Origin of the sequence: Streptomyces sp. NPDC047853 (assembly GCF_043204535.1) — a bacterium.
Classification (GTDB): domain Bacteria; phylum Actinomycetota; class Actinomycetes; order Streptomycetales; family Streptomycetaceae; genus Streptomyces.
On record NZ_JBIDCI010000026.1, the window covers coordinates 13,668 to 30,849 of the forward strand.

12 protein-coding genes and 2 pseudogenes are annotated in these 17,182 nt (G+C 69.4%); 4 read left to right on the plus strand and 10 right to left on the minus strand.

The window, feature by feature from the left end:
- The first annotated feature begins 55 nt into the window (after positions 1-55).
- Positions 56-1,069, plus strand: a complete 1,014-nt coding sequence (locus ACGF5T_RS32315; protein WP_366768008.1) for a helix-turn-helix domain-containing protein — start codon at positions 56-58, stop codon at positions 1,067-1,069.
- A gap of 424 nt (positions 1,070-1,493) precedes the next feature.
- Here the strand turns inward: ACGF5T_RS32315 and ACGF5T_RS32320 are convergent, their stop codons facing one another.
- The 3 genes and pseudogenes from ACGF5T_RS32320 to ACGF5T_RS32330 form a co-directional block, all read right to left on the minus strand.
- Entirely contained in the window at positions 1,494-1,925 is a 432-nt protein-coding gene (locus tag ACGF5T_RS32320) for a hypothetical protein (protein WP_366767960.1), read from the minus strand.
- Positions 1,926-1,957: 32 nt separating this feature from the next.
- Positions 1,958-3,276, minus strand: a pseudogene (gene nhaA / locus ACGF5T_RS32325) (Na+/H+ antiporter NhaA).
- A 1,521-nt stretch (positions 3,277-4,797) separates the two neighbouring features.
- The gene (locus tag ACGF5T_RS32330) at positions 4,798-5,175 is read right to left on the minus strand and encodes a DUF1330 domain-containing protein (protein ID WP_366767961.1); all 378 of its coding nucleotides are present in this window, start codon (positions 5,173-5,175) and stop codon (positions 4,798-4,800) included.
- Between the two features lie 251 nt (positions 5,176-5,426).
- On the opposite strand from ACGF5T_RS32330, the gene ACGF5T_RS32335 reads away from it, so the two are divergent.
- Complete coding sequence (locus ACGF5T_RS32335; protein WP_366767962.1) at positions 5,427-5,987, plus strand: DM13 domain-containing protein; 561 nt, start codon at positions 5,427-5,429, stop codon at positions 5,985-5,987.
- 269 nt (positions 5,988-6,256) lie between these two features.
- Here ACGF5T_RS32335 and ACGF5T_RS32340 read toward each other — a convergent pair whose 3' ends face one another.
- From ACGF5T_RS32340 to ACGF5T_RS32355, 4 genes are all read right to left on the minus strand, one after another.
- Positions 6,257-6,502, minus strand: a complete 246-nt coding sequence (locus ACGF5T_RS32340; protein ID WP_392890104.1) for a pentapeptide repeat-containing protein — start codon at positions 6,500-6,502, stop codon at positions 6,257-6,259.
- Positions 6,471-6,647: a hypothetical protein gene (locus ACGF5T_RS32345; RefSeq protein ID WP_392890106.1), complete on the minus strand. Its 177-nt coding sequence runs from the start codon at positions 6,645-6,647 to the stop codon at positions 6,471-6,473. Before ACGF5T_RS32345 ends, ACGF5T_RS32340 begins: the two co-directional genes overlap by 32 nt.
- 122 nt (positions 6,648-6,769) lie before the next feature.
- Positions 6,770-7,798 carry a hemolysin family protein gene (locus tag ACGF5T_RS32350; protein WP_366767963.1) on the minus strand — a complete coding sequence of 343 codons (1,029 nt, stop codon included), beginning with the start codon at positions 7,796-7,798 and terminating at the stop codon, positions 6,770-6,772.
- Positions 7,795-9,132 carry a hemolysin family protein gene (locus ACGF5T_RS32355; RefSeq protein WP_366767964.1) on the minus strand — a complete coding sequence of 446 codons (1,338 nt, stop codon included), beginning with the start codon at positions 9,130-9,132 and terminating at the stop codon, positions 7,795-7,797. The genes ACGF5T_RS32350 and ACGF5T_RS32355 overlap by 4 nt, the downstream gene beginning before the upstream one ends.
- Before the next feature lie 369 nt (positions 9,133-9,501).
- Between ACGF5T_RS32355 and ACGF5T_RS32360 the strand changes: the two genes are divergently transcribed.
- Both ACGF5T_RS32360 and ACGF5T_RS32365 read left to right on the plus strand, forming a co-directional pair.
- A complete protein-coding gene (locus ACGF5T_RS32360; protein WP_392890107.1) occupies positions 9,502-9,900 on the plus strand; it encodes a BlaI/MecI/CopY family transcriptional regulator in 399 nt (132 codons plus the stop codon).
- A gap of 6 nt (positions 9,901-9,906) precedes the next feature.
- Positions 9,907-10,841: pseudogene (locus ACGF5T_RS32365) on the plus strand (M56 family metallopeptidase).
- 87 nt (positions 10,842-10,928) lie between these two features.
- Here the strand turns inward: ACGF5T_RS32365 and ACGF5T_RS32370 are convergent.
- The 3 genes from ACGF5T_RS32370 to ACGF5T_RS32380 all read right to left on the minus strand — a co-directional run bounded on the left by ACGF5T_RS32370 (position 10,929) and on the right by ACGF5T_RS32380 (position 16,725).
- On the minus strand, positions 10,929-11,384 hold the full coding sequence (locus tag ACGF5T_RS32370; protein WP_366767966.1) for a TerB family tellurite resistance protein: 456 nt from the start codon (positions 11,382-11,384) through the stop codon (positions 10,929-10,931).
- 132 nt (positions 11,385-11,516) lie between these two features.
- Complete coding sequence (locus ACGF5T_RS32375; RefSeq protein WP_366767967.1) at positions 11,517-12,524, minus strand: sporulation protein; 1,008 nt, start codon at positions 12,522-12,524, stop codon at positions 11,517-11,519.
- Between the two features lie 583 nt (positions 12,525-13,107).
- A complete protein-coding gene (locus ACGF5T_RS32380; protein ID WP_392890110.1) occupies positions 13,108-16,725 on the minus strand; it encodes a LamG-like jellyroll fold domain-containing protein in 3,618 nt (1,205 codons plus the stop codon).
- Between the last annotated feature and the right edge of the window lie 457 nt (positions 16,726-17,182).

The following is a 17,182-nucleotide window of genomic DNA, read 5'->3' on the forward strand; positions in this document are numbered from 1 at the left end:
AGGACGGGTGGCAGGGCGGGATATACCCGAGGAGTATCTGGAGGGGTACGCCCAGATGCTGGCCGAGGTGTGCGCGACTGGGCGCCGCCTCACCCGTGAGGAGTTGGAGTCCCTGCGGGCCCGTGGCGAACGCGCCGCGGAAGCGGGCTTCGGGCTGCGGGCTCTCGTACGCCGGCACGTGTCCGTGGCCCGCGACGCGTGGCCCACGCTGTCCCCCGCGTCGGGCAGCCACATACTCGCCGCCGTCGAGCAGGCGATCGACGCCTTCGCCGAGGGACACGAGCGTGCACAACTGCTCGCCGTACGGCAGGAGGAGGCGGTACGCCGCGAGTTCATCGACGATCTGCTCTACGGCCGCAGCGACCTCGGCCGCCTTTCCGAGCGGGCCGAGCGTTTCGGGCTGTTGCTCTCCCGAGCCCATGCCGTCGCCGTCGCTCAAGGCATAAGGCCGGTCGAGGACACCCACCCTGCCGCCCGGCAGGTGGAGAGCGCCGTGGTCGCCCGCTTCGGCGAGCGACGCATCCTGCTTACGACCAAGGACGGCCGACTGGTCTGCATCGCGCCCGGGGAACAGGACGACGTGCTGTCGTTCTTCGCCAAACAGGCATACGCGGCCACCGACGGGGGACAGGTCGCCATCGGGCGCCCTCACCCGGGCGCCGGCGGGGTCGTCCACTCCTACGAAGAGGCCCTCAACGCCCTCGATCTCGCCGAGCGGCTCGACATCAAGGAGCCGGTACTGCGTGCGGCCGATCTTCTCGTCTACCCGGTCCTGACGCGGGACCGCCAGGCGATGGCGGACCTCGTGGAAAGCGCCCTCGGGCCGCTGCAGGACGCGCGCGGTGGCGCTCGGCCGCTGGTTGAGACACTGACGGCGTACTTCGACGCGGGCTGCGTCGCCGCGGAGGCGGCACGGCGCCTCAGCCTGAGCGTGCGGGCCCTCACCTACCGACTGGAACGCATCCACAAACTGACCGGGGCGGACCCTGCCGACTCCGTCCACCGGTACACCCTGCAAACAGCGGTGATCGGCGCCCGTCTGCTCGGGTGGCCCGACGACGCCGTGTGAACAGGGCTGAGACCCTCTCTGACATGCGCGGAACGGTGTGAGCGCCCATCAATTGCGTGCCCCCACACCATACCGAGCACGCCGCCAGACAGATGGCTCGCAGGCATCCACGCTCCGTCGTCCCTGCGGGACGAGAAGTACAGTTCTTCAGCCATCTGGCCGTCGCCAGGTCAGTGGAGCAGCAGGACGAAGCCGAGATCATCGCGTACGCAGGTGCCGACCACGGCTACTTCTCCCCGACTTACCGGCCGGATTGGCGCATGTCGGTCCGCAGGGAGAGGCGATGTCTTGCACGTGTGAAGTGGGCAGGAACGGGTGGCCCACCATCCCACCCGGGCGCGCCGCGCACTCAGGGAGAGGACGGCCGTCACGAAGCCGTTCCACCCCAGGACTACACCGTTGCCGTGGGTCACGGGTGAGGGCTTTATCGTGGGGCGGCAAGAGTCATGACGAGGCCGATGAAGAGCAGGGTCAGGCCGGTGAGGAGTACGGGGACGCCGGGTCCGGGCAGGATGTACATCGCCACACCGGCCACGGTGAGGGGGGTGCCGATGGCTGCCAGCACCTTTCCGATCCGTCGTCCCGACATGGGCTGTTCCTTGCTCTGGCGGCTTGCGGGGGCCGGCGGGGTGTCGAGGCCGGCGAGGAAGGCGGTGAGTACTCCGATGAGCAAGGCCCAGGCGGCAGCCGTCCAGCCGTAGCGGGCTCCGCCGATCATGACGGTGGCTGCGGCGGCCGTCGCGCCCGCTGCCATCGGCCCGGGGCGGGTGGTGAACACCCACTGGCGCCGGGCGATGCCAGGGTGCCTGAGCTCAGTGAGGGCGGTGCGGATGATCAGGGCAGCGATGACAATCACGGGTGCCAGCGGTGAAGCGTCGCCACTGTCCATCACGTGTGCTTCCCGTCCGCACCTGCTGTGTCCTCGGACGACACCGCGCCGTGCTGATAGATGTCGGGGATTCCGTCGTTGTCGGCGTCGAGGTTCTCCGCCTCGTACAGGCGCCGGTACACGGTGTTACGCCGACGCAGCAGGACTGCGGCGAAAACCGCCGCGAGCAGCGAGGCCACCAGCACAGCGGCCTTGACATGCTCACCGGTCCCGGTGCCGGGGAAGGCCAGCTCACCGATCAACAGGGCGACGGTGAACCCGATCCCGGCCAGCACCGATAGACCCAGGACATCGGACCAGGCGAGGTCAGGGTTGAGCTGGGCGCGGGTGAAGCGGGCGCCAGGTAGGTTCCGGCCAAGATCCCCAGCGTCTTGCCGACCACCAAGCCGAGCACCACGCCCAGAGGCTCTGGGTCAGTGAATACCGCCCCCAGAGCCGGCCCGGAGACGGACACCCCGGCCGCGAAGAGCGCAAACAGGGGAACGGCGACCCCCGCGGAGAACGGGTGCACCATGTGCGCGACCCGCGACGCCGGCGACACCTCTTCGCCCTCGTCGCGGGTAGTGCGCAAGATAAGGCCCATGGTGACCCCGGCAATGGTGGCATGGACGCCGCCGTTGTACATCAGCGCCCAGACTGCCACACCGAGCGGCACATACCACCACCAACCGCGCACCCGCAGCCGCTGCAGCAGGTAGAAGAGCACCAGCCCCGCGACGGCTCCGCCGAGCGCCCACAGGTTGAGGTCGGACGTGAAGAACACCGCAATGATCAGAATTGCGCCCAGGTCGTCGACGACGGCGAGGGTGAGCAGGAAGGCGCGCAGCGCGGCCGGCAGATGCGTGGAAAGCACCGCCAGGATCGCGAGGGCGAACGCGATGTCGGTGGCCATCGGCACGGCCCACCCCGCACGGCTGCCGCCGCCGACCGCGGTGACGGCCAAGTAGAGGGCGGCGGGAACCACCATTCCGCACACCGCTGCGACGACGGGCAGCGCGGCGGTGGCCGGGGTGCGCAGCTCCCCGACGACCAGCTCACGCTTCAGCTCGATCCCGGCCACGAGGAAGAACACGGCCAACAGCGCATCGGCCGTCCAGTGCCCCACGGACAAATCCAGGCCCAGAGCCGGTATCCCGAAGTGGAAATCCCGTACCGCCGTATAGGCCCCGCTCCACGGGCTGTTCGCCCAGACCAACGCGAGGACCGCCGCGCCGAGAAGAACCAGGCCGCCTACCGTCTCGGTACGCAGGGCCCGGGCGATCGCCCGGCGTTCGGGAAGCGGCAGCAGACCGAGAAACGGGGAGCGGGTGGCGGCCATGGCAGTGAGCCTCCGGGAGCGTCGAGGAAGGAGGGCACACTGCCCCCAGGACGCCGACCAGACTTCCCGGCACACCGCGCGCCACTCTTGGCGCGTTCCTTACACCGTATCCACCAGGTGGCGAGCTGTCTGCCCCGTCCCCGCTATGGGTGATCACATCGGTGCCCGGTTGTGATCATCGCTGTCGGCAAGCGCGCCTCCTGAGCAGGCTCCGCCCCATGGCTAGGGAGGCCATCCGGGCGGCGATCCCGTTCTTGGCCAAGCTCGGCGCAGGTAGGTGGCGCGCAAGAGTTCGCGGGCGGCGCCGTCCAGGGCGGGGCCGTTGCCGTCCGGGCCAGGGCGGGTGGTGACCGAGTCCGGTTCCGGACCGGGGCCATCCGCTGCGCCATATATGTCACACCAAGCAAGACGGCACCGCTGCGGTCGCGGATGCGCAACAGCAGGAAGACCGCCTGGTCCTCGGTCGACAGGTCGGTCAACCCGCACACGACGGTGAAGGTCTCTGCCCGCCTGTCCTTCCCGAGATCGAAGTCGTCCTGGGAGGCCCGGTAGTAGTCCGTCGCCGTAGTCTGCAGGCACATCCGGAGCGCGTCGATGATCGCCGCGGGTGCGTTGCGCTGCTGCCCCGCGTCTACACATCACGACCACGATCGGCGGCGCCCGCGCACGGGTCACACCACGCGGAGACATCGACTACGGCACCCTGCCCCCGCTGCGCGCCGCCAGCAACGCGCTCCCGGACGAGGTGACCGACCTGCTGTGGGACCTGACCCACACGCCCTTCATGGACGTCGTCGACCTAGGAAGTGCAATAAGGCGTCCCCCGACCCGGCCCGACACGAGGGGCGCCTTGTAGTTGCGGGGCTCGCGGCGGGGGGAATGCATGCGTATGGACTTCTGGCGTCGGCGGGAACGGCGTAGAGGGCGTCGACATCGGGGAGGCTTCAGCGCCGTGGTCGGTCGGGGAAGCTTGGAGACATGGTCAGCCGTCGGCGCTCGGGCCGCTGGCGCGGGCGATGCCGTCCAACCCGCCGCGCGCCGCTTCCGACAGCGCCGGCTTCCCTCGGCCTGGGGTCGGCCGGCCGCCGGGTGCCGAACGCCAGCTACCTGGTCCGGCTGCTCGGCTGAGATCAGGTCGGAGCGGTAGTCCTCCAGGTCCTGCCGCATCACCTCGGCCAGCGTGCGGTGCTTCCGCCGCTCCAGCCAGGTGAACAGGCGCTTGAGGTCGGTGCAGACGGTGCGGATGCTGGCGATCGACAGCGGCGTCTCGCCCAGTGGCAGGCCGACAGCCGCCAGCAGGACTTGGTACGGCGTTTAGCTGCGGGCCGGAACGCCGCAGGCAGGGCCGTGAGGCCGAGCACGAAAGGCTGGGCGTCCGCGCGCGGCAGCGCGGGGCGAAGCGGCCACACGTCGTCGGTGAACACCGCGGTCTGCTCCAGGTTGGCCCCGGGGTGCAGCGGCCGACCCGCCAGCACGGTATGCCGGTCCGCAGCCCTCCCGGCGGGCGCTGTTGGGAGGGCGTCATCCGCCGGTGCGAACCGGCCAGGGGACGGTCGGCTGGAGCACGGCTTCGGCCAGCGAGCGGGACCGCAGGCCGGTAATCTCCTGATACTCCGGGTCCGCCACCATGCGGCTGAACGCTTCCCTGCTGGGGTAGCGCACGAGGAGCACTGCGTCCCACGCCTGTCCGTCCTCTGCGACCAGGGGGGAGCCGCCGTCGCCGGCGTAGAGCAACTCGGCTCCGTACCGCTTCAGGAAGCGGCCCGCCCGGCGTGAGTACTCCTCGTAAGAGGGACGACCGTCGGGAGTGAAACGCAGCAGGTTGAGCATGACGACGGGCCCTTGTAGACCCCCCTCCACCAGGCGTGCGAGATCAGCTCCTGAGGGGTCGACAGCCATGTGGCTCTCCTTCCGGTCGAGAGGCGGGGTGGAGCGGCCGGCCTGGACGGGGGCGCGGGGGAAGCAGCTTAGACGGGCACGACTCCCCATGCATACCGTCTGGTTGGTCTGGCCCGGGGTACAGATTCGCCGGGTTGCCTTGGCGGTGGCGAGGCGGCGTAAGGGTTTTGTCATTGTCCCGGGCTTCCCGCACGCGCCGTCCCTCGGGTTGAATGGGGGCCGGTGGCAGACGCTGGGGGGGAAGGGCGGACATGACGCGCGGACGCAGGGCAGCGGGCAGAGCGCTGGTCGTCGGGGTGCTGGCGTCGGCCGTCGCCGGTGCCGCCTTCGGCCTGTACTGGTTCCAGCCGTGGAAGCTGTGGCAAGACGAAACCGTGGACGAGGCCCTGCCGGGCGCGGTGGCGGCTGCACCCCCGTCTGCCGCTGCTCCCGTACCGTCGCCGGACCGGGGTGCCGGGCCGCGGACGCTGGCGGGCGGGGATCTGGTCAGCCACGAGCACACCACCTCCGGCACGGCCGAGCTGGTACGGCTCGCCGACGGCTCACACGTCATACGGCTGGCCGACCTCGACACCAGCAGCGGCCCCGATCTGCGGGTGTGGCTGACCGACGCGCCGGTGAAGGAGGGGAAGGTCGGCTGGCACGTCTTCGACGACGGCGAGTACGTCGACCTCGGCGGACTCAAGGGCAACAAGGGCAACCAGAACTACCTCGTGCCCTCCAGCGTCGATCCCACCCGATACACCAGCGTCAGCGTCTGGTGCGACCGCTTCGACGTCTCCTTCGGCGCGGCGGAACTCGTCCGTGCCTGATGCTCCCGCCGGAACCTCCTGGCCGGTGGCGGCGATGCAGCGTGCCACCCGAGGCCATAACCGCCAGCATGGGCGCACGACCAGGGATGTCAAGAAGTCATTGCGCTGAAGCCCACCGTGATACGGACACCTCCAACCGAAGCCCCGTCCAATGCGGGCCGTCGACTGGAGTCAGGCGTGTTCCCGCCTCGCACCCCCGGCTCCCGCAAGCCGCAACGTTCTGAATCACTGCACCTCTCGTGCGCTGGCCGTCGCAGACCAAGACAAGCTCAGTCGGAGGCCGTTCGTGTGTCTGTGCGCGGATAGAACCAGGACGGCAGTTCTGTCGTGCCGGCCGTGACCGCGGAACGGATGCGCTGCACGTTCAGGTGCTCCACTCCGGTGAGGGACGCTCCGCGCAGGTTCGCTTCCGTCAGGATCGTGCCGTCCAGCTCCGTCCCGTGGGGGTCGCTCCGTGCAGGAGGGCTTTTTGGACCACGGCCATCATGATCTCCAGTCCGTGCTGACCGCCGCATCGGCGGCTCGTGCCATGGGCAGGACCGAGTTCGAGTCCCACACCACCACCTCGACTGCGTCGCCGGCGATCCGCAGGTCCATCAGCACCGGACCCGGCGCGTACTTGAGGCCGTGGGTGATGAGTTTGCTGACCACCAGCTTCAAGAGTGAGGCGAAGGCGCTGAAGGAGCAGGACTCGGGGCCGTCGACGGGTGCCGGAGGTCGTGTCGTCTCCGGCACCGTCGTCGACGGCGATGTGTGGTCCTCGCGGTCCTGAATGAGGCTTGCTACGCGGTCTGCGGCTGCAGGAAGCGCGCCAGCAGATCGTCCAGGCTGACCATGCCGGTCAGCCGGCCCGAGTCGTCGCGGACCACGGCGAGCGAGGCCCTGCGTCTGCGCAGCAGCTCGATCGCGTCGGCGACCGTGTCGTCCTCGGTCAGCTCCGGTACCGGTCGGGCCAGCTCGCGGGCGCTCGTGGCACGTCGCCGGGTACGGGCGACCAACGCGTCGCGGGCGTGCACCGAGCCGAGCACGGCGCCGTCCTCGCCCTCTTCACGGACCAGCAGGCGCGTACGATCGCCGTCGGCCGCGAGACGCAGGATGTCGTCGAGCCCCGCGTCACCGTGGACCGAGGCTATCTCGTGGACCGGCACCTGGAGCTCGCTCACGGGCAGCTGGGGCTCGGTCAGCGACCGGGTGATCAGCTCCGAGTCGGTCTCGCTGATCAGGCCGAGCCGCTGCGACTCCTCGACGAGGTGTGTGAGCTGTTCCCGGTTGTGGACGGAGGCGAGTTCGTCGCGCGGGGTGACGCGGCACAGGCGTACCAGCACGTTGCTCATCTTGTTCAGGACGGTAATGAGCGGTCTTACGACCTTCACCACCCCGCGGAAGGCCGGAGAGAGCAGCATCGCCGAGCGCTCGGGGTGGGCGATGGCCCAGGACTTGGGGGCCATCTCGCCGACCACCATGTGTAGAAACACCACGACGATCATCGCGACGGCGAACGCGATGCCGTAGCTGAGACCGCTCGGCAGGCCCAGCTTGTGCAGCAGCGGATCGAGTTCGTGCGAGATCGCGGGCTTGGAGACCGACCCCAGACCCAGGGTGCACACGGTGATGCCCAGCTGGGCCCCGGCGAGCATCAGTGACAGTTCGCGCATACCGGTCAGCGCGGCCTTGGCACCGCGCTGCCCCTCGGCCACGGCCTTCTCCATCCGGTGCCGCTTGGCGGCGACCAGGGCGAACTCGGCGGCCACGAAGAACCCGCTGCCGATCAGCAGCAGCACGGTGACGAACAGCGCCATCGGGAAACTCATGTCTGCTCCACCGCCTTCTCCGTCACCCGTTGCATACGCACCCGCTCGGGCACGTGGCGGTCGAGGGCGCGGACGTCCATGACGGCGTGGTCTCCGTCGGCCAGCCTTACGGTGATCCGGTCGCCGATCGTCGGGAAGCGGCCGAGCCGGTCCACGATGAGGCCGGCCACCGTGTCGTAGTCGTCCTCCTCGGGAAGCTCGATGCCGGTGGCCTCGGCCACCTCGTCGAGACGGCGCCCGGCGTCCACAAGCCAGCCTTCCCGGTCGGCCACCGCGATCTCGGTGACGGTGTCGGTCTCGTCGGCGATGTCGCCGACCAGTTCCTCGGCGACGTCCTCGTACGTCACGATGCCCGCGACGCCGCCGTGCTCGTCGAGGACGACGGCGAACTCGTCGTCCTGCTCACGCATCTGCGTCACGGCATCGGGCAGCGGCAGTGTGTCGGGCAGCAGCAGGGGGCGCCGGGCGGCGGCACCGGCGGTCGTCATGGCGAGTCGCTCGACGGACAGGCCCATCAGCTCGCGTACGCCCAGTACGCCGGTGATGTCATCAGGGTGGTCACCGAAGACGGGGTAGTTCGAGTGGCCGTGCTTGGCGATCAGCTCGACGGCCTCGGCGGCGCTCGCGTCCTCGCGGACGAAAACGGCGTCCGCGCGCGGCACCATCACCTCGTCGAGGGTGCGCTCGGAGAACTCCAGGGCGTGATCGAGGAGGGCGGCGGTGTCCTTGGGCAGCTCACCCTGTTCGTGGGACTCGCCGATCAGCTGGCTGAGCTCCTCCAGGGTCGCGCCGTGGTGCAGCTCCTCGACCGGCTCGATGCCGACCCTGCGCAGCAGCCGGTTCGCGGCACCGTCGAAGACGCGCACGACCGGGCCGACGACCTTGAGGTACGCCAGCGTGGAGGAGGCGAGGGACTTCGCCAGGCGCTCCGGCACGGCGATCGCGAGGTTCTTCGGGGCCAGCTCGCCCAGCACCATCTGCACGACCGTGGCACCCACGAAGGCGAGTGCGACGGAGATGCCGCTGACGGCGCCGTCAGGGATGCCGGTGCCGGACAGTGCTGGCCTGAGCAGCGCGGACACGGACGGCTCGGCGATGAAACCGACGACCAGGCCCGTGACCGTGATGCCCAGCTGCGCGCCCGACAGCATGAAGGACAGCCGCTCCAGCACCTTCAGGGCGCGCGCGGCCTTCTTGTTCCCGGCCTCGGCCTCCCGTGCAAGGGCTAGCCGGTCGGCGGAGACGTAGGCGAATTCCTGGGCGACGAAATAGCCGGTGCCCGCGGTCAACACCAAGACCGCCAGCAGGCCCAGTACGGCATTCGCGGCACTCATCGAACACCACCCCGCCGCGTGCCGGGCTCAGTGAAAACCTGGCGGGATGGTCGGGGACTGTGCGCCGGGGGGTCCGTCGGTCTGGCGGACAAAGCGTGACTCCTTGTTTCGTTCTGTGAGCGGTGCAACGAGTGGGGCTGTGTCCGTGTTCCCGATCACTGTCCGCTGCGGGTCGGCGCGGTGCCAGGCGGGTTGCGGCGGTCAGGCGAACGAACGGACGGGTCTGCCCGTCTGCGGACCTGGACATAGAAATCTACAGCACTGTAGAAACTTCGTGGGGCGGGTCTGGGCCGCAGACTCGCTCGTCGCGGCGGTGGCGAAGCCTCGACCGTCTATACGATGGGCCGCTCGTGATGGCACGTCAACGGAATGCGGGCGGGCGTGTCAGACCAGTGGCAGCGCCCCCGGCGGGGGCAAGGTGAGCTGGGGGTGCTCGTCCTGTCGGCGCTGGGTGAGGCGAAGGACCCGGTGAGCGCGGGTTGGGTGCAGGAGCGCCTCGGTGGTGACCTCGCGTATACGACCGTGATCACCATCCTGACCCGGCTGCTGACCAAGAGGGCGGTCACCCGGGAGCGCGCCGGCCGCTCCTTCGCGTGGACGCCGGCGTCGGATCAGGCCGGACTGGCGGCGCACAAGATGCGCAAGGTGCTGGAGGGCGAGAGCGACCGGCAGGCGGTGCTGGCCAGCTTCGTCACGTCCCTGGATCCGGACGACGAGCGTCTCCTGCGTGAGCTGCTGGGTCGAATGGAAGCCGAAGGGGAACACTGAAGTCTCATGGGGGTGTTCGCCTTTCTGCCATGGTGCTGCCGCTGACGGCCTGGCCGATCGCCCGGCTGGCCGAGCTGCACCTACACCCGCGGACGGCCACCCGGCTGCTGACCGGGGTGGCCACGGTCATGGCCGTCTGCAGTTCCCTGTGTCTGGGGCTGCTGATGGTGGTGGGGACTGCCCAGCCGCCGGGCAACCCGCTGCCCGACGGCTGGTCGGATCCGGAGGTACGGGCGGCCGTTCCCTACGACGAGGCGGCCGGGAAGGCGGCCACCCCCGCCTTGCTCCTGGTGGTCGCGGCATGCGGGCGGGTGCTGTGGCGACACCGTCGGGTGCGCCGCCGTGCGCACCGAGCGCCGGCGGGTCTTCCGGGTACGGAGGTGGCGGTACTGCCCGACGAGGCGCCGTACGCGTATGCGCTGCCGGGTGGCGGCGCCCGTGGCAGGGTCGTCGTCACCACGGCCCTGCTGGCCGCCCTCCAACCCGCCGAGCGCCGCTCCCTGTTCGCGCACGAGCGGGCGCATCTCGCCGCCCGGCATCACCGTTTCCTGCTCGCCGCGCAGCTGGCGGCGTGCGCCAATCCGTTTCTGCTTCGGCTGCGTACGGCGGTTTCCTACACGACCGAGCGATGGGCGGACGAGGAAGCGGCGCGGATCGTCGGCAGCCGCAGGGTCGTGGCCCGCGCGATCGGCATGGCTGACCTTGTGTCCCGGGGCACGCCCGGGCTGAGGCTCGCCGGCTTCGCCGCGCCGGGTCCGGTGCCGCGCCGGGTGGCGGCCCTGCTGCGGCCGGCGCCCGCCGCGCGCAGTTGGCCGTCGGCATTCACCGCGGTGAGGATAGCGGCCTGGGCTGCCGCCGCAGGGACGACGGCGTCGGCGATGTCGTCGGCGAACTCCGCCGTGACCATGGTCCTCATCCTGCACGCGGCGACGCCGCTCTGAGCAGGGGGCGGACATCCGAGTGGATGCCCGCGTCGCCTCGGGACGGGCAGCACAGATATCTTCCGTCCGCCCGGCTCGGCGCGTGGCTCAGAGGTCGAACTCGTGCGGCGGCAGGTCCAGGGTGTAGCACGCCTCGCGGACGATGGCCTGCTCGGTCTTGTCGAAGTCGCCGTCCGCCCCGCCGATGACGATGCCGATCTGGATGACGGCTCGGGCCTCGGCGGGCTTCTTCTTCGCCTTGGCGATCTCCTGCAGCACGCTGACCTTGCCGAAGGCGGAGTCGGTGGTCAGCTTGTGCAGGTTCTCTTCGAAGCGGCGATGCAGGTCGTCGGCGTCGAAGTTCTGCAGCACCTCGTTCGTGGCGATGAGCTGGGCGACGCGCTGCCGCTCGGACGGGTCGATCGTGCCGTCGGCGGCGGCGACCAGGGCGCACATCGCCATGCTGGCATCACGGAAAGCGCCGCTCTTCAGGTCGTTCTTCCTCGCCACGAGCTGGGTCTGCATCGTCGATGCGGACTCCTTGATGCGGTCCCACAGGGCCATGAAAACTCCGTACGTCGGTCGAGGGCCCGGCCCACCTTGGTGGTGGACCGGCGCTGCATTTATTTCTACTGTATTTCTACAGCAGTGTAGAAACTAGCGGCGGAGTGGGCAGGTCCGGCTCCCCCGGCCCGTTCAGCCCTCGTCTCCCCCGTCCCCCTCGTCACCCTCGAAGAAGTCCCCAACCTCGTCGACGATTTCGGCGGCCACCATGCCGCCGACGACCCCGACCGCGAGCCCGGCCGCGCCCGCGGCGACGGCGGTGCCCATGCCGGGGCCGGAACGATGGCCGTTGTGGTGGTGCTCGCCGTGGCCGTGTCCACCGGCGTACGGGTCGCCGTGCGCGTACGCGGCCTGCGAGCCGTAGGACGTCCGGCGCTCGACCAGCTGTCGGATCCAGCTGTCCACGATCGCGTCCCAGTCCTGGTGCTCGATCCCGTCGTGGGAGACGGTGACGCGGGTGAGTGCGTCCTGGCCGGAGGAGAAGAGGCCGCCGCGCTTGTCCGCCTCAAGAATCACCTCCATGCCGTTCGGCGCGGCGAGGAAGGTCACCTCCATCTCGTTCATGGCTTGGGCGTACTGCGGGGCCGGGGTGAGTTCGAGCTCCTGATAGAAGGGGAGCTGCTGGCCGGTCCCACCGATACGGCCCAGCTCCAGGTCGGCGGACCGGAAGCCGAAGCCGAGCTGTCCGAGGGCTTCCAGGATCGCCTCCTGTACGGGCAGGGGGTGCACGGCGAGCTGGTCGAGGTCACCCTTGTCCTTCGCGCCGGCCACCGACAGCTCGGTGTGCACGCCGAGGGCGATGCCCAGGGGCTGTCCGTGGAGCTCGGTGATCGGCGTTTCCCACGCCAGTGGGACCTGGAACGGGAGGCTGCGTTCCTCTCCCTCGGCGAGCCGGAACCCGCCGCCGACGATGAACCGGTCGAAAACGACCCTGCCCTCGCTCTCTCCGTCCTCGTGCTCGGCCTCGACCCGTGCCACCAGCTCCAGGGCGATCTGCTCGATGTCGAAGTGGGCGGTGCCGCCCCTGAGGTGGACCTGGCCGGTGAGCGCGCCGCCGGGCAGGGCCGCGCCGGGGTTCAGGACCGTGTCGACCGTGGGTCCGCCCACGCCGAGCGAGCCGAGTAGCCGTTTGAACACCATCGTGGCGTCCACTCCTTCACGTGCGGGTGATTCGATCTTCTACGTGCGTGTAGAAGATTAGGGCCGGTGCGGCGGGTGGTGGCCGCGGCACTGGCCCGGTGGCGCCTGAATGTCCGAAAGCGTGCGGTTCAAGGCCGACGGATGTAGACCGACGGATGTCCGTACTCCCGTCGTCGTACGCGCACCGCGAGCCGCTGCCAGAACTTCTCGCTGCCTCGAAACGTGGAAGCGAATCACCGACGGCAGTGGTCCTGCCACCTGCCCCCTCCGTCCGCTGTAGAGCAAAGAGCCTATGGCCTGCTGTTTCTTTGGTTCTTCGAGTTTCGAGCGGGTCTGGCGGACCTGTTTCCACGAGTGCACGACGTGGAGAGCCCCACACGCCCGATGCCCAGCTCTGACCTTGGTCACCGGCACGGACACGACATCGACCAGGCCGGCGCCCGGGAGCGCCGACCGTGGCGGTCCCGGGCGCCTGCTTGCGCATCGCTGGTCGAGCGGGTGCGCCCTGCCGGACAGGGTGAGGGCATGGCGCCCCCGCTACCCGAGCACCGTGCGTGTCACCGTGCCGCAGGTGGTGACGACCTCATCGCACCTTCCGCGCGTACGGCGCGACCGTGATCCGGTCGATCAGCGGCGCGTAGCGGGAGCGAAGCAGTACGCCGGGGAAGGTGTCCGAGGCGTAGGTGGTGCCGTCGAAGTTCGGCAACTCCTCGGAGCTGAAGGAGACCGTGTTCTGTCCCTTCTTGAGGTGGACCGGGACGGTCAGCTCCCAGAAATTGTTGCGGTGGAAGCTGTGCGGAAAGCCGACGCGGCGTATCTCGTCGCCGTTGACGGTGATGTCGGCGTGGCGGGCGAGCGGGTCCGGGTTGTAGTGGGTGGCTTCGGACTGTTCGGGGTTGGAGTAGCGGACGCGCAGCGCGTACAGGCCGGCCCGGTCGGCGCCGACCGTGAACGTCGCGGTGTTGCCGTTGCCGGGCTCGCCGCCGATGCCGGTGACGGCAGTGCCGCCGGTGGCCAGGGAGAGCGGGGCGAGCGTGGCCGAGCCCGCGAGTTCGGCGTCGCCCGCCTCGTACGTACGCGTCGGAAGCGCGCCCTGGGTGGGCGTGACCGTGAGCCGGTCCACGAGCGTGCTGGACGAACCTCCGGTCACAGTTACCTTGTTGACGCCTCCCGAGAGGGAGACCGCCACGCTGTTCCTGCCCCGGGACAGGCGCAGGACATCGTGGCCGTTGACGCTGAGCCGGGCGTTCGCGCTGCGGAGAGTGTCGACCTCGAGGGTGGCCTCGCGGTCGGCGGGTGAGTGGACCCAGAACGTTGCGGTCTGGCCCCTCTTGAGCTGGACCGCGCCCGAGCCGGTGGCGGGGGCTTTGGCCTGCTTCGGCACCGTGTACGTGGGCCGTGCCCCGCCGTCCAGCCAGGCCAGCTCGCCCTCGTACACCTGGGCGGTGGCCGAAGCCCCGGGGAGGGAGAGGACGAGGCGGTCGACGATGGCATCGCCCTGGGTGGCGCGCTTGCCGTCGGCGCTCTTCGCGGCGAGCGTCAGGGTGTGCTTGCCCTTGGTGAGCTTCACCTTGGTGTCGGCGTGGTCCCACACCACCCATTTGTAGCCGAGCGGAAGGTGCAGCTCTTGCTCGCTGGCCGCCTTGCCGTCGACGCGCAGGAAGACGTTGGTGGGGCCCTGTTCCTTCACCCTGTCGAAGGTGTTGAGGGAGTTGGCGAAGACACTCAGGTCGTACGTGCCGTCCTCGGGCACGTCCACGGTGAAGTCGAGCGTGAGGTCCGAGCCGGTGCGCAGGCCCCCCACGTCGTAGCCGCCGGAGGTGTAGAACTTCGACACGTCTCGGGGTGAACCCTCCGGGCCGTTCTTCGAGTAACCGGAACCGGTGTGGGCGGCGTCCTCCGCCTCGTACGACGACTTCCAGCGCGTGGACGGTGACTGTGTGCCGGCGGCCTTCCCGGCCGGGCTGAGGATGACCTCGTACGACGAGGACTCCTTCAGCTTCGGCAGTCCGCCGTCGCCGAAGCCGACGACGACCGTGCCGTCGTCACCGACCCGCACGTCCCGCTCCGCGAGCAGCTGCGGCCCGGGGGAGTCTCCCAGCTGGCCACTCCACTCGATCTCCCGCACCCAGGCGTGCACCCGGTCGCCGAAGATCTTCTCCGGTACGTTGTCGAAGGTGATGTGGCCCTTGTCGCTGGACCCGCCGAAGAGCAGCCGGGCCTGCTTCTTCTTCTCGTCGAGCGTGGCGACGCCCTGCATGGTGTAGTTCTCGCCCGGGAACGGCGGGGTCACCTTCACCGTGTGCCCGCTCATCGAAGCGTACGAGTTGAGCAGCCACCACTGGCCGTTGCCGCGGTTGGACTGCACCGCGGAGTCGGAGAGATTGCCGTCGATGTTCCAGTACGCGATGTCGGCGTCGACCTTGGACTCCTCGATCGCGGACACCCACTGGATCATCTGGCCGGGCACGGAGGTGTGGTAGTTGAACGCGTACTCATTGATGTTGATGGGGAGTTGGGTGCCCTCCTTGGCGGTTCCCTTGAAGAGGTCCTTCTCCCACTCCCGGTACTTGGCGACGCTCTCGCGCACCGCCTCCGGGTGGCTCAGCTCGTGCCAGGTGATGACGTCGGGAAGAGTACCGGCGGCCTGGGCGTGCGTGAGGAAACCCTTCACCTGGTCGAAGAGGATGCTGGTGTTGGGACCCGCGATGCGGGCCTCGGGCATCTTGCTCCTGATGAGCTGGTGGAAGTCGTCCCAGGCGGCGAAGTAGTCGTCCGGGTCGTTCAGCCAGCTGACCTTGTTGTAGCTCCACTCGCCGGTGCCGAACATGTTGCCCTCGGGCTCGTTGAACGGCACGAAGACGACGTTGTCCTGGTACTCCTTCGGCAGCTTCAGGACCTGGTCGACCTGCTTGACGATCTTCTCCCGGTAGAGCTTGAGCTTCTGCTCGGGGGTGTCGCCCGGCCACTGGTACGGGAAGCCGCGGTGGATGTCGGTCATGTAGATGTACACGTCACCGTCGGTGGCGTCGGCCAGCGGCTTGACCACCTCCAGGGCGTCGGCGCCGGGGTGCTGCGGGCCGTCCTGCGCCTTCGTGGAGACCGTGCGCAGGCCCATGCCCTCCATGAGGTTGTTGGTGGGGACGTCCGGTCCGTACACGCCGTAGAGGGTGCCGGAGGCGCCGCCGTGGAACGCGCCGGTGTCCGATCCGAGGTCGACGGTGAGCTGACCCTCGCGGACCACGGTGACGGTCGCCCGCACCGTGCGCCCGGCTGCCGTTCCCGCCACAGTGAACGTTCCCGGCCGGGCGTACTTGTCGGCCGGTACGTCGTTCCAGGTGACCGGTGTGTCGCGGTCGTAGCCGTCGGAGAAGGAGGAGCGGATGGCGGCGGGGAGGGATGGAGCGGTCCCGGACGTCGTACGGACCTCGAAGGACGTCTTCGAGAGCTCCTTGAGGGTGGGCAGGGTTCCGACCGTGCCGGCCACCTGCTCGGCACTGAGCGCCGCGTGCCACACGGTGAAGTCGTCGATGGCCCCCTTGAACAGGGGGTCCGGATAGAAGGACTTGCCGATGTAGCCGGCTGTCGTGGCCGAAGCGCCCAGCAGGTCCTTGGCCTTGATGCTGGTCGCGGCGGAGGAGACCACCACACCATCGAGATAGGTGGTGATCCGGCCCTCCGTGGAGTCGAGGGCGACGGTGACCGTCCGCCACTCGTTCGCGGGCAGCATCGCGTACCCGCGGGTCTGCGCCTCCGCGCCTCCTCCGCCGGTGGTCACCGAGGTCTGCAGCAGGCCGCTGTTGTTGGACGGGGTGGCGAAGAGGTACTTGGTGTCGTTGCTGCCCAGATCGAAGATCCGCTGCCAGGCCGACTTGTCGCCGCCCCACTTCACGCGGGCGGACACCGTCAGGTCGTCTGCTCCGCCGACCACTTCGCGAGGAAGGCGGACGTACGCACCGTCGGAGGTGGGCGCCCCGCCCGGCAGAGCCAGCGCCTTGCCTCCGCCGGTGCCGGTGACGGACTGCGCGGTGGATCCGTTGAGCAGGCTCGCGGTCAGACCGTGGCCGGAACTGTCGCTGATCTTTCCGGAGGCGAGGTCGTCCTGGTCGAAGGTGTAGTGAGCGGCGGGCCGGGGCGCGTCGGCCGCCTGCGCCGGCGCGGCGGGTGTGGCCAGCAGGCCCGCGCCGAGAGCCAGGGCCACGGCGGCCGAGCTTCGGCGCCGGGCGGATCTGTCAGCGGATGGCATGGATTGCGTCCTCAATCCTTCAGTCAAGGGGTTCCGGGATCCGGTCGGCCCTCCCGGCCGGCAGCTCGTCCAAGTGCCGTTCCGTGCGGAGAGCCTGGGGAGGAGTACGCCGAACCCGTTCGGTCAGCTGCGCTCCAACGAGCGGAAAGGCAGTTCCAGGCTCCGGGTTCGGGTTCCGGGGTGGAGGCGGACCGGGCCCAGGGGGCTTCTTGCCCCGTCGGTTCGGCGGAGGGATCGCTTCATCGAACCGGTTCGGCGAAGCTAGCACCGGGCAAAGCGGCCAGCAATCCCCCCGACGGAGAGAATTTTCCGTTGCGCTGACGGGATCTGGTGAAGCGCGTCCCGAGTATTGACAGCCGCTCCGTTGGTTCCTACCTTCGCTCCATGCGAACCGGTTCGATGAAGGAGTCGC

Excerpts from the sequence above, each read along its gene's own strand:
- ACGF5T_RS32330 (WP_366767961.1), bottom strand. The coding sequence starts at position 5,175 with ATGGCTGTCGACCCCTCAGGAGCTGATCTCGCACGCCTGGTGGAGGGG.
- ACGF5T_RS32335 (WP_366767962.1), top strand. The coding sequence starts at position 5,427 with ATGACGCGCGGACGCAGGGCAGCGGGCAGAGCGCTGGTCGTCGGGGTG.
- ACGF5T_RS32375 (WP_366767967.1), bottom strand. The coding sequence starts at position 12,524 with ATGGTGTTCAAACGGCTACTCGGCTCGCTCGGCGTGGGCGGACCCACG.
- ACGF5T_RS32340 (WP_392890104.1), bottom strand. The coding sequence starts at position 6,502 with ATGCGGCGGTCAGCACGGACTGGAGATCATGATGGCCGTGGTCCAAAA.
- ACGF5T_RS32350 (WP_366767963.1), bottom strand. The coding sequence starts at position 7,798 with ATGAGTTTCCCGATGGCGCTGTTCGTCACCGTGCTGCTGCTGATCGGC.
- ACGF5T_RS32355 (WP_366767964.1), bottom strand. The coding sequence starts at position 9,132 with ATGAGTGCCGCGAATGCCGTACTGGGCCTGCTGGCGGTCTTGGTGTTG.
- ACGF5T_RS32315 (WP_366768008.1), top strand. The coding sequence starts at position 56 with ATGCTGGCCGAGGTGTGCGCGACTGGGCGCCGCCTCACCCGTGAGGAG.
- ACGF5T_RS32360 (WP_392890107.1), top strand. The coding sequence starts at position 9,502 with ATGCGGGCGGGCGTGTCAGACCAGTGGCAGCGCCCCCGGCGGGGGCAA.
- ACGF5T_RS32370 (WP_366767966.1), bottom strand. The coding sequence starts at position 11,384 with ATGGCCCTGTGGGACCGCATCAAGGAGTCCGCATCGACGATGCAGACC.